The sequence below is a fragment of the Maritimibacter sp. genome (assembly GCF_016774595.1).
Lineage (GTDB): Bacteria > Pseudomonadota > Alphaproteobacteria > Rhodobacterales > Rhodobacteraceae > Maritimibacter > Maritimibacter alkaliphilus.
The window spans coordinates 1,247,903-1,262,010 of record NZ_JACBWT010000002.1; the positions used below are offsets into that span (position 1 = coordinate 1,247,903).

At 66.2% G+C, this 14,108-nt stretch carries 14 protein-coding genes; 12 read left to right on the plus strand and 2 right to left on the minus strand.

The features are described from left to right. Positions 1 to 108: 108 nt before the first annotated feature. The 5 genes from gor to HOY44_RS17280 all read left to right on the plus strand — a co-directional run bounded on the left by gor (position 109) and on the right by HOY44_RS17280 (position 5,558). The gene (gene gor / locus HOY44_RS17260) at positions 109 to 1,470 is read left to right on the plus strand and encodes a glutathione-disulfide reductase (protein ID WP_287436420.1); all 1,362 of its coding nucleotides are present in this window, start codon (positions 109 to 111) and stop codon (positions 1,468 to 1,470) included. A gap of 87 nt (positions 1,471 to 1,557) precedes the next feature. Continuing rightward, entirely contained in the window at positions 1,558 to 2,730 is a 1,173-nt protein-coding gene (hflK, locus tag HOY44_RS17265; RefSeq protein ID WP_008329602.1) for an FtsH protease activity modulator HflK, read from the plus strand. After that, on the plus strand, positions 2,730 to 3,776 hold the full coding sequence (hflC, locus tag HOY44_RS17270; RefSeq protein WP_287436423.1) for a protease modulator HflC: 1,047 nt from the start codon (positions 2,730 to 2,732) through the stop codon (positions 3,774 to 3,776). The genes hflK and hflC overlap by 1 nt, the downstream gene beginning before the upstream one ends. Then, positions 3,773 to 3,958, plus strand: a complete 186-nt coding sequence (locus tag HOY44_RS17275) for a DUF2065 domain-containing protein (RefSeq protein WP_287436425.1) — start codon at positions 3,773 to 3,775, stop codon at positions 3,956 to 3,958. Before hflC ends, HOY44_RS17275 begins: the two co-directional genes overlap by 4 nt. An 82-nt stretch (positions 3,959 to 4,040) precedes the next feature. Further along, the gene (locus tag HOY44_RS17280) at positions 4,041 to 5,558 is read left to right on the plus strand and encodes a DegQ family serine endoprotease (RefSeq protein WP_502710702.1); all 1,518 of its coding nucleotides are present in this window, start codon (positions 4,041 to 4,043) and stop codon (positions 5,556 to 5,558) included. Between the two features lie 89 nt (positions 5,559 to 5,647). Here the strand turns inward: HOY44_RS17280 and HOY44_RS17285 are convergent, their stop codons facing one another. After that, the gene (locus HOY44_RS17285) at positions 5,648 to 5,839 is read right to left on the minus strand and encodes a YjiS-like domain-containing protein (RefSeq protein WP_008329598.1); all 192 of its coding nucleotides are present in this window, start codon (positions 5,837 to 5,839) and stop codon (positions 5,648 to 5,650) included. A 318-nt stretch (positions 5,840 to 6,157) separates the two neighbouring features. Between HOY44_RS17285 and ruvC the strand changes: the two genes are divergently transcribed. The 4 genes from ruvC to HOY44_RS17305 all read left to right on the plus strand — a co-directional run bounded on the left by ruvC (position 6,158) and on the right by HOY44_RS17305 (position 9,649). Beyond that, a complete protein-coding gene (gene ruvC, locus HOY44_RS17290; protein ID WP_287436427.1) occupies positions 6,158 to 6,664 on the plus strand; it encodes a crossover junction endodeoxyribonuclease RuvC in 507 nt (168 codons plus the stop codon). Next, positions 6,661 to 7,329, plus strand: coding sequence for a Holliday junction branch migration protein RuvA (ruvA, locus tag HOY44_RS17295; RefSeq protein ID WP_287436429.1), 669 nt, complete (start codon positions 6,661 to 6,663; stop codon positions 7,327 to 7,329). Before ruvC ends, ruvA begins: the two co-directional genes overlap by 4 nt. Positions 7,330 to 7,399: 70 nt before the next feature. Next, positions 7,400 to 8,428: a Holliday junction branch migration DNA helicase RuvB gene (gene ruvB / locus HOY44_RS17300; RefSeq protein ID WP_008329594.1), complete on the plus strand. Its 1,029-nt coding sequence runs from the start codon at positions 7,400 to 7,402 to the stop codon at positions 8,426 to 8,428. 54 nt (positions 8,429 to 8,482) lie between these two features. Then, entirely contained in the window at positions 8,483 to 9,649 is a 1,167-nt protein-coding gene (locus HOY44_RS17305; RefSeq protein WP_287436431.1) for a M20 aminoacylase family protein, read from the plus strand. Positions 9,650 to 9,920: 271 nt separating this feature from the next. On the opposite strand, the gene moaA is transcribed toward HOY44_RS17305, so the two are convergent. Further along, on the minus strand, positions 9,921 to 10,931 hold the full coding sequence (gene moaA, locus HOY44_RS17310) for a GTP 3',8-cyclase MoaA (RefSeq protein ID WP_287436433.1): 1,011 nt from the start codon (positions 10,929 to 10,931) through the stop codon (positions 9,921 to 9,923). An 83-nt stretch (positions 10,932 to 11,014) separates the two neighbouring features. On the opposite strand from moaA, the gene HOY44_RS17315 reads away from it, so the two are divergent. The 3 genes from HOY44_RS17315 (at position 11,015) to HOY44_RS17325 (ending at position 14,105) form a co-directional block, all read left to right on the plus strand. Continuing rightward, positions 11,015 to 11,470, plus strand: coding sequence for a D-galactarate dehydratase (locus HOY44_RS17315; protein ID WP_287436435.1), 456 nt, complete (start codon positions 11,015 to 11,017; stop codon positions 11,468 to 11,470). Beyond that, positions 11,467 to 13,074, plus strand: coding sequence for an AMP-binding protein (locus HOY44_RS17320; RefSeq protein ID WP_287436437.1), 1,608 nt, complete (start codon positions 11,467 to 11,469; stop codon positions 13,072 to 13,074). The genes HOY44_RS17315 and HOY44_RS17320 overlap by 4 nt, the downstream gene beginning before the upstream one ends. Positions 13,075 to 13,325: 251 nt before the next feature. Then, on the plus strand, positions 13,326 to 14,105 hold the full coding sequence (locus HOY44_RS17325) for an Ivy family c-type lysozyme inhibitor (RefSeq protein ID WP_287436439.1): 780 nt from the start codon (positions 13,326 to 13,328) through the stop codon (positions 14,103 to 14,105). Positions 14,106 to 14,108 lie beyond the last annotated feature (3 nt).

A 14,108-nucleotide genomic window follows, 5' to 3' on the forward strand; every position in this document is an offset into this window, starting at 1 on the left:
GCAGTCTGACATATCACACTTGGGCGTGATCCTCCGCTGCGTCGCGGCGGCTGGCATCCCCGGGATTTGTGTGGAATATCCGCATCGAACGGTTGGGAAGGGATGACCATGAGCACATTCGACTACGACCTTTTCGTGATCGGCGGCGGCTCCGGCGGGGTGCGCGCGGGGCGCGTTGCGGCCGAGAGCGGGGCCAGGGTGGCTCTGGCCGAGGAGTTCCGCATGGGCGGAACCTGCGTGATCCGGGGCTGCGTGCCGAAGAAACTGATGGTCTTCGCCTCCAAGTTCGGCCCGGCCACCGGCGAGGCGCGCGACTGGGGCTGGGAGATGGGCGACGGCACCTTCGACTGGTCGAAGTTCCGCCCGAACCTCCATGCCGAGTTGAGCCGGCTCGAGAACATCTACCGCACCAACCTCGCGCGGCCCGGCACCGACATCTACGACGCGCGCGCCACGCTGACCGATGCACATACGGTCGCGCTGTCCAACGGGCAGAGCTACACCGCCAAGCATATCCTCGTGGCGACCGGCGGCCGGCCCTTCATCCCCGATCTGCCGGGGGCGGAAATGGGGATCACCTCGAACGAGGTCTTCAACCTCGACCGGCTGCCGAAGAAGATCCTGATCGTCGGCGGCGGCTATATCGCCTGTGAATTCGCCTGCATTCTCAATGGTCTGGGCACTCAAGTGACGCAATGGCACCGGGGCCCCCAGGTGCTGCGCGGCTTCGATGACGAGGTGCGCGGGCATATCGCGGAGCTCATGCTGGCGCAGGGGATCGACCTGCGCGTGGGCGTCAGTCCCCGCGCGCTCGAACGCTGTGACGACGGGCGCATTCGGGTGATCGGCTCGGACGACCACAAGGTCGTCGTGGACGAGGTCCTGTGGGCCACGGGCCGCAAGCCCAATTCCGACGGTCTTGGGCTCGAAGACCTCGGGGTCGAGATCGGGGAACGGGGCGAGGTCGTCGTGGACGACTATTCGCAGACCGCCGTGCCGTCGATCTATGCCATCGGGGATGTGACCGACCGCATCAACCTCACCCCGGTCGCGATCCGCGAAGGCGCGGCTTTCGTCGAGACGGTGTTCAAGGGCAACCCGACCAAGCCGGATCACGAAATGGTCGCCTCGGCGGTCTTCACCCAGCCGGAATACGGCACCGTCGGGCTGACCGAAGAGGACGCGCGCGCGCGGGAGCCGATCGACGTCTACACCGCGACCTTCCGCCCGATGCAGAAAAGCTTCATCGACCGTCAGGAAAAGGCGCTCTTCAAACTGGTGGTCAGTCAGGAGAGTCAGCGGGTTCTGGGGTGCCATATCGTCGCGGACGGGGCGGGCGAGATGATCCAGCTGGCCGCCGTGGCGGTAAAGATGGGGGCGACCAAGGCCGATTTCGACGCCGCCGTGGCGGTGCACCCGACCATGGCCGAGGAAATCGTGCTGATGAAATCGCCCACGCGGAGCGATTGAACCCAATAGAGAACCCGTGATCCGGGTTGAAAAACAAGCATTCAGCCGCCAGTTATGAGCGGACAGTTTCTGGAGGACTCTACACATATGGCCAGCGATAGCGGCGGACCCTGGGGCGGCGGCGGTGGAAACCGTGGCGGCAGCAATGGCGGATCGAATGGCGGCGACGACCGCAACGGGCAGAACGGCGGCAATCGCCGGCCCGGTCAGCAAGGCGGAAACATCCCCGAGATAGACGACCTGATGCGGCGCGGGCAGGAACAGCTTCGCGTGCTCATGGGCGGCAAGGGCGGTGCGAACCGGGGCAACGGCGGCGGCGAAGGTCCAGCGGGCCCGCGGTTCACCCGTGGCACCATCGGGATCGTCGTTCTGGCGGCCGTCGCGCTGTGGCTGTTCGCGAGCTTCTACCGCGTCGACACCTCGGAGCAGTCGGTCGAGCTTCTGTTCGGCGAACGCTATCAGGTCGGCACCGAAGGTCTGAACTTCGCGCCCTGGCCGGTCGTGACCAAGGAAATCTACCCCGTCACCCGTGAAAACACCGAAGACATCGGTGTGGGTCTCGATGAGGGTCTGATGCTGACGGGCGACGAGAACATCGTCGACATCGACTATCAGGTGGTCTGGAACATCGGTGACGTCGAGCAATTCGTGTTCAACCTCGCCGATCCCGTGAACACGATCCGCGCCGTGTCGGAATCGGCCATGCGCGAGATCATCGGTCGCTCCTCGCTCGCGCCGATCCTGAACCGGGATCGCGGTGTCATCGCGCAGGAACTCGAAGAGCTGATCCAGTCGACGCTCGACAGCTACAACTCCGGCGTGAACATCGTGCGTGTGAACTTCGACCGCGCCGACCCGCCGCGCGAGGTCATCGACAGCTTCCGCGAAGTGCAGGCCGCCGAACAGACCCGCGACACGCTTCAGTCTCAGGCGGATGCCTATGCCAACCGCGTGGTGGCGGAAGCCCGTGGTGAAGCGGCGCAGACGCTGGAACAGGCCGAGGCCTATCGCGCCCGCGTCGTGAACGAGGCCGAAGGTGAGGCCGCGCGCTTCATCGCGGTCTACAACGAATATGCGAAGGCGCCTGAAGTGACCCGTCGCCGCCTTTACATCGAAACGCTGGAGCGGGTTCTGGGTGATGTCGACAAGATCATCATGGACGATGCCGTGGGCGGCGAGCAGGGGGTCGTGCCCTATCTGCCGCTGAACGAGCTGCGCCGGAACTCGACCAACACCACTACTTCGGGAGGGTCGAACTGATGCGTCGTTCCTACGTCATTCTCGGGATCATCGCCGTTCTCGTCTTTATCGGCCTGAATTCCTATTACATCGTCGACGAACGCGAAAAGGCCCTGCGCCTGTGGTTCGGTGAGGTCACGGCCGAGATCGGTGAGCCGGGTCTTTATTTCAAAGTGCCGGTCCTGCACGAGATCGCCAAATACGACGACCGCATCCTGCCGCTCGACACCGAGCCGCTCGAGGTCACACCGGCGGACGATCGTCGTCTCGTCGTCGATGCCTTCGCGCGCTGGCGGATCGAGGACGCGACCCAGTTCCGCCGTGCTGTTGGCGCGTCGGGCATCTCGGGCGCACGTTCGCGGCTTGAACGCATCCTGAACGCCGAGCTTCGCGAAGTGCTGGGTAGCGTGCCCTCGGACGCGGTGCTGTCGGTCGACCGTGTGTCGCTCATGAACCAGATCCGCGACCAGTCACGGGACGAGGCCGCCGCGCTGGGTATCCGTGTCATCGACGTGCGCATCAAGCGCGCCGACCTGCCGGATCAGAACCTCGAGGCGACCTTTGAACGGATGCGGGCCGAGCGTCAGCGGGAAGCGGCGGACGAGATCGCACGCGGTAACGAGGCGGCGCAGCGTCTGCGCGCACAAGCCGACCGGACCGTGGTCGAAACCACATCGGAAGCCCAGCGTGAGGCCGAGATCATTCGCGGTGAAGCCGACGCGCAGCGTAACGCGATCTATGCCGAAGCCTTTGGCCGCGATCCGGAATTCTTCGCCTTCTACCGGTCGATGAGCGCCTATGAGCGGTCGATCCGTGGCGGAAACTCCACGCTCGTCATTTCGCCCAACAGCGAGTTCTTCAACTACCTCAAGTCCGACACTTCGGCCCAGATCGCGCGCAGCGCGGGCACGCCGAACGACACCCGTGTCGAGACCGAGACCGACGGGTCGGCCGATGCCGGTCCCGTGATTGAAGTTCCCGGTGCCGGGCTTGGCGACGAGGATGCGACCGCGACCGACTCGGCCGGTGGAGACGACGCGACGCAAGAGCAGCCCGCCGACGGATGAGCTGGCTGTTTTTGGGCATGGGTCTCGCCCTCGTGTTCGAGGGCCTGATCTTCGCCCTGCTTCCGGGCCGCCTGGAAAACATACTGGCCACCATCGCCACGATGAGCCGCGACAGACGGCGGGTCGTGGGGTTGGTGGCCATTGCTTTTGGCGTGGCGCTGGTCTGGCTCGCCAATCGCTGAGCGGGGCGGGTGGGCCATGTCACGCCGCCGTGACGGCCCGTGGTCAAGATTGCGTTGCGCTCGGCGCCTCCTATCTGGAAAGATGAACGAAACGTCCGACAGGATTTCAGAGGAGACTGCAGTGAAAGCGCAGGCGAGGGTAGAGACCCGACCGAACCCCAAACTGATCGCAACCCTGTTCGCCCTGATGGCGGCGATGGTGCTGGCGGCCACGTCGCTGGCCCATGCCCAGACCCGGCCCGCGAGTTTCGCGGATCTCGCCGAAAAGGTCAGCCCTTCGGTGGTGAACATCACCACGGCCACGGTCGTCAGTCAGGACACCGGGCCGCAACCGATGGTGCCCGAGGGGTCGCCGTTCGAGGATTTCTTCCGTGACTTCCTCGACCGCGAAGGCGAGGGGCAGCCGCCGCGCACCCGGCGTTCGTCCGCTCTCGGGTCGGGCTTCGTGATTTCCGAGGACGGCTACATCGTCACCAACAACCACGTCATCGAGGGCGCGGACGAGATCGTGATCGAATTCTTCGGCAACCGGGGCGAACTGGACGCGACCGTGATCGGCACCGACCCGAACACCGACATCGCGCTGTTGAAGGTCGAGACCGACGAACCGCTCCCCTTCGTGCCCTTCGGCGATTCCGAGGCGATCCGCGTCGGCGACTGGGTCATGGCGATGGGCAACCCGCTGGGTCAGGGCTTTTCGATTTCCGCCGGGATCATCTCGGCCCGTGGGCGCGAGCTTCAGGGCACCTATGATGACTTCCTCCAGACCGACGCGGCGATCAACCGGGGCAACTCGGGCGGACCGCTGTTCAACATGGACGGGCAGGTGATCGGCGTGAACACCGCGATCCTGTCGCCCAACGGCGGGTCCATCGGCATCGGTTTCGCCATGGCGTCGAACGTGGTGACCAAGGTGGTCGACCAGCTCAAGGAATTCGGCGAGACGCGGCGCGGCTGGCTGGGTGTCCGCATTCAGGACGTGAGCGACGACGTGGCCGAGGCGATGGGGCTTTCATCCACCAACGGCGCGCTCGTGACCGACGTGCCCGACGGCCCGGCCAAGGATGCGGGCATGGAAGCGGGCGACCTGATCCTGAGCTTCGCGGGCGAAGAGGTCGCGAACACCCGCGAACTCGTGCGTATCGTCGGCAACTCCGGCGTCGGTGAAACCGTGCGCGTCGTGGTGCTGCGTGACGGCCAGACCCAGACGCTGAAGGTCGTGCTCGGCCGGCGCGAAGAAGCCCTCGCCAATGACGAAGGCGGGTCGTCGAACGACAGCACGCCCGCGCCCGAGGTGCAGCAACAGACCATCCTCGGCATGACCCTGTCGGAAATGACCGACGAATTGCGCGAGGAACTGGGGCTCGACGCCGGGGCGCAGGGGCTCGTCGTGACGGCGGTGCAGGCCGACAGCGAAGCCGCCGCCAAGGGCTTGATCGAAGGCGACGTCATCACCGAGGCCGGCCAACAGCAACTGACCTCCATCGCCCAACTGGAAGAACGGATCGCCTCGGCCCGTGATGGCGGTCGGCAATCCTTGCTGCTTCTGGTGCGGCGCGGCGGCGACCCGCGCTTCGTGGCGCTGCCGGTCACCGAGTAGACCTTGAAAACAAAACGCCCCGCCGAAATAGGCGGGGCGCTTCGTGGCCGCCCCTATGGGCGGCCCTTTTCGTTCGCGTGAGTGGCGGGTCAGCGCATACGGAACACGTCGAGGCGGTTCACCCCGATGTCCGTGAGCTGCGCATCCGTCAGGCCGGTGAGGATCGCGCGGGTCATGCGGCGGGCACGACGACGCTCAACCTCGATGGCGAGATCGGAGAAGAACCGGACGACGCGCGAAACGTGACCGGCGAATTCGTAGTTGGCGACTTTGACAGCCATTTCGGCGCTCCTTGCATAAGTTATGGGCATTTTGAAAACATCTACGCCCGACCCGGTGCAAATAGGGAGAAACACGCGCCGACACAAATGCAGTTTCTGCATGGCTAGGCTGTCATTTCCGCATAGCTCATGCATCATTTAAGACACTGAAATAGCTTGAGGAATCCGGGTGGCCAAAACCGTCGGTTTCGGTTTCCGGGGTGTCGTTTTTCGCCCTCGTGGTCGCAAATCGAGGAGCGGTCCCGAAGGATTGACCTTGGCAGATGTTCGCGTTTCGTGCTAATTTTTCGTCAAAAGCAGAACAAAAGGGGCGGCGACATGCGGGTATTGGGCATCGACCCGGGGCTGAGAAACCTCGGCTGGGGCGTGATCGACGTGTCCGGCAGCCGAATCTCGCACATCGCGAACGGCGTCTGTCACGGGACCGGCGAAGATCTGGGCGACCGCCTTCTGGCCCTGTTCGACGCGCTCACCGACGTGGTCGCGCGCTTCGCCCCGGACACGGCGGCGGTGGAACAGACCTTCGTGAACAAGGATGGCGCGGGCACGCTGAAACTGGGTCAGGCGCGCGGGATCGCGATGCTGGTGCCCGCGCGCGCGGGCCTGCCGGTCGGGGAATACGCGCCCAACACGATCAAGAAGACCGTCGTGGGCGTGGGCCATGCCGACAAGCGCCAGATCGACCATATGGTGCGGCTGCAATTGCCGGGGATCGAGATCGCAGGCCCGGATGCGGCGGATGCACTAGCCATCGCGCTTTGCCATGCCCATCACGCGCGGGCGGGCGACCGGCTCGCGCAGGCCGTGGAACGGGTGCGGGCATGATCGGGAAGCTGTCGGGCCGGATCGACTACAAGGGCGACGATCACGTGCTGATCGACGTGCGCGGCGTTGGCTATATCGTCCACGTCTCGGACCGCACGCTCGCCGGCCTGCCGGGGCCGGGCGAGGCGGTGGCGCTCTATACCGACATGATCGTGCGCGAAGACCTGATGCAGTTGCACGGCTTCACCTCGCTGGTCGAGAAAGAGTGGTTCCGGCTTCTGATGACGGTGCAGGGCATCGGCGCCAAGGCCGCGACCGCCATTCTGGGCACGCTCGGCGCGGACGGTGTGAGCCGGGCGATCGCCTTGGGCGACTGGAATGCGGTCAAAGCGGCCAAGGGGCTGGGGCCGAAGACGGCGCAGCGTGTCGTGAACGAGTTGAAAGACAAGGCGCCGACGATCATGGCGATGGGCGCGGGGCAGGCTGTGGCCGCGCCCGAGGACGTGCTGGTCGAAAGCGATGCGACCCCGGTGGCGGCAGCGCCCAGAGCGGCTGCAAAGCCCGCGAACATGGCCCAGCCGGAGGCCCTGTCGGCGCTCGCGAACCTCGGCTACGGGCCGGGTGAGGCGGCGAGTGCGGTGGCCACCGCTCTCGGCGACGATCCGGACCTCGATACGGCGGGGCTGATCCGCGCGGCCTTGAAGCTGCTCGCGCCGAAAGGGTAGGGAGAATGTGCTGCTCATCCAGCCTCGGGCTGTCTTCGCGGCGACGAGCCTTTGAAAGCGTGCGAGGAGCATGACCGAGCCTGATCCCACCCTGCGCCCCGAGCCGATGGCCGAGGATGTGGACCGCGCCCTGCGGCCCCAGACGCTCGCCGATTTCATCGGGCAGGCCGAGGCCCGCGCGAACCTGAGCGTGTTCATCGAAAGCGCGCGGCGGCGGGGCGAGGCGATGGATCATGCGCTGTTCCACGGCCCGCCCGGTCTGGGCAAGACCACGCTGGCGCAGATCATGGCGCGCGAATTGGGCGTGAATTTCCGCATGACCTCCGGCCCGGTGCTGGCGAAAGCAGGCGATCTGGCGGCGATCCTGACGAACCTCGAAGCGCGCGACGTGCTGTTCATCGACGAGATTCACCGTCTGAACCCGGTGGTCGAAGAGGTGCTTTACCCGGCGCTCGAGGATTTCGAACTGGACCTCGTGATCGGCGAGGGGCCGGCGGCGCGCACCGTGCGGATCGAATTGCAGCCCTTCACGCTGGTCGGCGCGACCACGCGGCTGGGCCTGCTGACCACGCCATTGCGCGACCGCTTCGGCATTCCGACGCGGCTGCAATTCTACACGGTCGAGGAACTCCACAGCATCGTGACCAAGAACGCGATCAAGCTGGGCGCACCCGCCGATGAAGACGGCGCATTGGAGATCGCCAAGCGCGCGCGCGGCACGCCGCGCATCGCCGGGCGGCTTTTGCGCCGGGTCGTGGACTTCGCCGTGGTCGAAGGCGACGGGCGCATCACGCGGGCGATCGCGGACAATGCGCTGACGCGGCTCGGCGTCGATCATCTGGGCCTCGACGGGGCGGACCGGCGCTATCTGACGCTGATGGCCGAGCACTATGGCGGCGGACCGGTGGGCATCGAAACGCTGGCGGCGGCGCTGTCGGAAAGCCGGGACGCGCTGGAAGAGGTGATCGAGCCGTATCTGCTGCAACAAGGTCTGATCCAGCGCACCCCGCGCGGGCGGATGCTGGGCCATCTGGCTTGGCGGCATCTGGGGCTGGAGGCGCCGCGTGCGCCCGGACAAGGCTCGCTTTTCGAGGACTGAGGCCGCTTGACTGTCCGAGGGTCCGGGCACAGATTCCGGGCAAAGGAGACCCTCATGCCCATCAAGAACCGCTTCGCCGAACTGCACGGTGACATCACCGCGTGGCGACAGGACATTCACGCCAACCCCGAACTTCTGTTCGACACCCACCGCACCGCCGCGCTGGTGGCCGAGAAACTCCGCGCCTTCGGCTGCGACGAGGTGGTCGAAGGGATCGGGCGCACCGGGGTCGTGGGCGTCATCAAGGGCAAGAGCGACACGGCGGGCAAGGTCATCGGGCTGCGCGCCGATATGGATGCCCTGCCGATCAAGGAGGCGACGGGGCTGCCCTATGCCTCCGGCACGGACGGCAAGATGCATGCCTGCGGTCATGACGGGCACACCTCGATGCTGCTGGGTGCGGCGCAATATCTGGCCGAGACGCGGAATTTCGACGGCACCTGCGTCGTGATCTTTCAGCCCGCCGAAGAGGGCGGCGGCGGCGGGCGCGAGATGGTCGAGGACGGGATGATGGACCGCTGGGGTATTCAGGAGGTCTACGGCATGCACAACTGGCCCGGCGTTCCCGTGGGGCAGTTTCAGATCCGCGCAGGCGGGTTCTTCGCCGCCACCGACCAGTTCGACCTGACCATCGAAGGCAAGGGCGGACATGCCGCCAAGCCGCATGAGGGCGTGGACCCGACCGTGGTGGCGAGCCATGTGATCGTCGCGCTCCAGACCATCGCGAGCCGCAATGTGGACCCGGTGAAGCATGTGGTGGTGAGCGTCACGACGATGCAGACCGAGGGCGACAGCTACAACGTCATCCCGCAGCGCGTGCATATGAAAGGCACGATCCGCACCCATGACGCCGACGTGCGCGAGGCCGCGCCGGAGCGGGTGAAGGCTCTGGCCGAAGGCATCGCCGCCGGGTTCGGGGCACGGGCGCAGTTCACCTATCTGCCGGGCTATCCGGTCATGGTGAATTCCGAGGAACAGACTGCCTTCGCCGCCGAAGTGGCGCAGGCGGTGACGGGGCAGGAGACCGCCGAGGCCGACCCGATCATGGGCGGTGAGGACTTCGCCTATATGCTCGAGGCGCGGCCCGGGGCCTATATCCTCGTGGGCAATGGCGATACGGCGCCGGTGCATCACCCGGAATACAACTTCAACGACGAGGCGATCCCGGCGGGGTGCAGCTGGTGGGCCGAGATCGTGGAACGGTGGATGCCGGCGGCGTGAGGGCTGCGTGGCGGTGTTGGATTGAGTGCGGCTGGCGCCGCACGCTCTAATCTGGAGTAGGGTGGCTCCGGCTCACCAAAGAGAAAGACCTTTCGCTTGCGTATCCGCGGTCGCCTGATCCTGCGATGACAGAGCCGGTCGTGCCGCTCAACCGAAATAGACGTATCCCCGGCAAGCCGGGGCCCCTCGTCGATTTCGGTGGATCGTCCCACCCGTCTCCGTCCCCTTGGTCTCAGGCGACGGCGGCTCCGAAGCGAAAGGCTCGGTTCTCTCAGCCCCCGGTGTGGCTCATGTGGCGCGAGACCTGACCGTCCGCGCGCTGGCGGGAATAGTCGAAGTCGTGGCCCTTGGGCTTGCGCGTGATCGCTTCGCGGATCGCGGCGACCAGCGGTTCGTCGGTGTCGGGATGATCGCGCAGCGGCTGGCGCAGGTCGGCGCGGTCCTCTTGCCCCAGGCACATGTAAAGTTCCCCGGTGCAGGTCATGCGCACCCGGTTGCAGCTTTCGCAGAAATTATGCGTGAGCGGCGTGATGAAGCCGATCTTTTGCCCGGTTTCCTCGAGCCGCACGTAGCGCGCCGGGCCGCCGGAGCGTTCGGCGAGCGGGGTCACCGTGTACCGCTCTTCGAGACGCTCGCGCAGGTCGGTGAGGGGCCAGTATTGGTCGAGCCGGTTCTCGTTGCCGATGTCGCCCATCGGCATGACCTCGATCCACGTCAGGTCCATGTCGCGGCGGGCGCACCATTCGGTCAGCTCGAACAGTTCGACATCGTTGAAATTCTTCAGCGCCACCGCGTTGATCTTGATTCGAAGCCCCGCCTCCTGCGCGGCGTCGATGCCGCGGATCACCTTCGACAGGTCGCCGCGCCGGGTGATGTCGGCGAATTTCCGCGGGTCGAGGCTGTCCAGCGAGACGTTCACGCGGCGCACGCCCGCATCCGCCAGGTCGCCCGCGAACCGTTCGAGTTGCGAGCCGTTGGTGGTGAGCGTGAGTTCGTCGAGCGCGCCGGATGTCAGGTGGCGCGACATGGCGCGGAAGTAGTCCATGATGTCGCGCCGCACGAGCGGCTCGCCCCCCGTGATGCGCAGCTTGCGCACGCCGAGGCCGATGAAGGCCGTCGAGACGCGGTCGAGTTCCTCGAGCGTCAGGAGTTCCTTTTTCGGCAGGAACGTCATGTTCTCGGCCATGCAATAGGTGCAGCGGAAATCGCAGCGGTCCGTCACCGACAGCCTGAGGTAGGTGATCGGACGCATGAACGGATCGATGAGAGGTGCATCTGCCATACCGTGAACGTAAGAGCGCGCAGCGGTCGGGGCAAGCGGTATCGGCGCTTGGCCTGCCAGTGCCTTGGTCGTATGCTCGCCCCATGAAACGACTGGTTCTCATTGGTTTTCTTGGGCTTGCAGGCTGTGCGAACGGCCCGGCCTTTCTGCAACCTGCCGCGAATGTGAAACCCGAGGGGTCGACGGTCACCACCGTCGCGCCGCCCGCCGATGCGCGGACCGAGGATGCGTTCGACACCACGACGGACGAAGAGCGCGCGGCGGCGGTCGCGACGCCGGAGCCGGCGGGCGAGCGGTCGCTGGGCACCACGGTCGCGACGCTGGGCAGCCCGACCGATCCGGGGATCTGGATGGACACGCCGCTGGTCTCGTCGGTGACGCAAGGCCGGGTCGAGGCCGCGAACGGCAAGTCGGTGAACCTCGAACTCAGGCCGATCGACGGACCGGCCACGGCCGGAAGCCGGATATCGCTTCCGGCGCTCAGGCTTCTCGAAGTGGGGCTCGCGGGGCTTCACACGCTGACCGTCTACGCGAAATGAACCGGCGGGTCGTCGAGGGGCCGGGCGATTGGGCGGCGCTCAGGCGCGCGTTCCGCTGGACCGTGCCCGACGGGTTCAACATGGCCGACGCCTGTTGCGACAACTGGGCGCGCGACGAACCCGGACGCGTGGCGGTGACCCATGTGGGGCGTGAGACGCGCGACTGGACCTTTGGCGAGTTGAAAGACGCCTCCGACCGGCTGGCCGGGGCCTTTGCCGATGCGGGCGTCGGGCGGGGGGACCGGGTCGGCGTGCTTCTGGGCCAGTCGCCCGAAACCCTGATCGCGCACCTCGCGACGTGGAAGCGGGGCGGTATCTCGATCCCGCTGTTTTCGCTTTTCGGTCCCGATGCGCTGGCCTTCCGGCTCGCAGATAGCGGGACGAAAGCGGTGGTTACGGATGCGGCAGGGGCCGAAAAGCTTGCCGCGGTCCGGGGCGAACTGCCCGATCTGGCCGAGGTGTTCGTCGTGGGCGGCGGCACGGGGCGCGACTTTTGGGGTGAGGTCGAGGCGGCGACCCCGGTCGATCCCGTGCCGGTGAGGGCCGAAGACCCGGCGGTCATCATCTACACCTCCGGCACCACGGGGCCGCCCAAGGGCGCGCTTCATGCCCATCGGTTCCTGATCGGCCATCTTCCGTCGGTCGAATTGCATCACGAGGGGTTTCCGCAGCCCGGCGACGTGGGCTGGACGCCCGCCGACTGGGCGTGGATCGGGGGCCTCATGGATATGGCGATGCCGTGCCTTTATCACGGCGTCCGGCTTGTATCCTGCCGGATGCGCAAGTTCGACGCGGACGAGGCGTATCGGCTGATCGCGGACCAGAGGGTGCGAAATCTGTTCCTGCCGCCGACGGCCCTGAAACTGATGCGGCAGGCCGAGGTGCCGGAGGACGTAAACATACGCACCATCGGGTCCGGGGGCGAGGCGCTGGGGGCCGATCTGCTGGCCTGGGCGCAAGACGCGCTCGGGGTGACGATCAACGAGTTTTACGGCCAGACCGAGTGCAATCTGGTGCTTGCCTCCTGCGCCGGGTCGATGGCGGTGAAGCCCGGCAGCATGGGGCAGGCGGTGCCGGGGCACGAGGTCGCGGTGATCGACGCCGATGGGCAGGTCGTGGCGCCGGGCACGGTGGGCGAGATCGCGGTGAAACGGCCCGATCCGGTGATGTTTCTGGGCTACTGGAACCTGCCGGAGAAGACCGCCGCCAAGTTCACGGGCGACTGGATGCGGACCGGCGACTTGGGGGTCTGCGACGAAGACGGGTATTTCACCTATGTCAGCCGCGACGACGACGTCATCACCTCGGCCGGCTACCGCATCGGGCCGACCGAGATCGAGACTTGCCTGACGGGCCACCCGGACGTGGTGATGGCCGCCGCCGTCGGCGTGCCGGACAAGACGCGGGGCGAGGTGGTGAAGGCCTATGTGGTGCTCAGGGGAGGGGCGGCGACCGAGGGGTTGGCGGACCGCCTCATCCAGCGGGTGCGCGAAAAGGTGTCGCCCCACGTGGCGCCGCGGATCGTGGAATTCGTCGACGATCTGCCGATGACCGCGACGGGCAAGATCATGCGGCGGTCCCTGCGTGATCCGGGTGCGCGGTGATCGGTTTCGCCCGGGCTTGCGCCCGGTCGACCCGCGCGTCGGCTGCGCCGCCGCGATTGTTTAGTGGAATGAGGGGGCGCTGCCCCCTCAAACTCCGCATCCTTCACATGAGGGGGCGCTGCCCCCTCAAACGCCCCCGAGGTATTTTCGGACCAGAGAAGAGGGACCGGCGCATGCGATTGAACCCTTCGCGGTCTTGCGGTGTTGATGCGGGAGCGTGCCGGACGGTGCGCCATGTGAGGAGACAGGACATGCGTTGGATACTCGCCGGGCTGATGGCCCTGATCGCGGCGCCGCTCGCGGCGATGGACACCCGGTTCGGGGAGGTCGAGATCGCCCCGCTGGGCGAAATGGAAAAGGGCCTGATGTTTCAGGGCGAGGTGATCGAACTGCCATCGAACCCCTATTACGCTTTCATCGAGGCGGCGCTTCACGACTGGCTGCTCGTGTCCGTCTCGCAAGGCGGGAATGCCTGTGCCACCGAATACGTCTGGGCCAAGCTGTCGGACGAGGGCGTCGCGTTTTCCGAGGTGTTCGGCACCTGCGCGGAAGGGTTCGAGATGACCGAAGTGCCGGCGGGCGCGAAGGTCACGATCCCGTCGGCGGACGTGGGGGCGGGGCCCGTGTCGTTCATCTATGACGGCGAGGCGATCAGCCGGGTGCAGGAAGGCCCGGAGCCGATCGGCTGGACCCCGGGCGAGGCGGGCGCCTTCTGGCTCGACCGCTATGCCTTCGACTTCTTCGGCGCGGGCGAGCTTCAGGGGCACTTGGCCAACATGATGCCGCCCGACATGGTGGCGCTGGCCGAGAAGAATGCCGAACTGGGCGGACCGTTCGAAATGCAGGATGGATGGATCGTGGCGCGCGCCTGCGAAAAGCTGGAATGCGAAACGAATTACGTGGTGGTCGCGGTGTCGGACGCGGGCGACCGGATCGTGATCGGCATCGCGAACGAGAATATGGACGCCGAAATTTACGGCGATACCGACGGCCCGCTCCCGGCCGCTATCCAAGAGATCGGGGCCCGGTAGTTG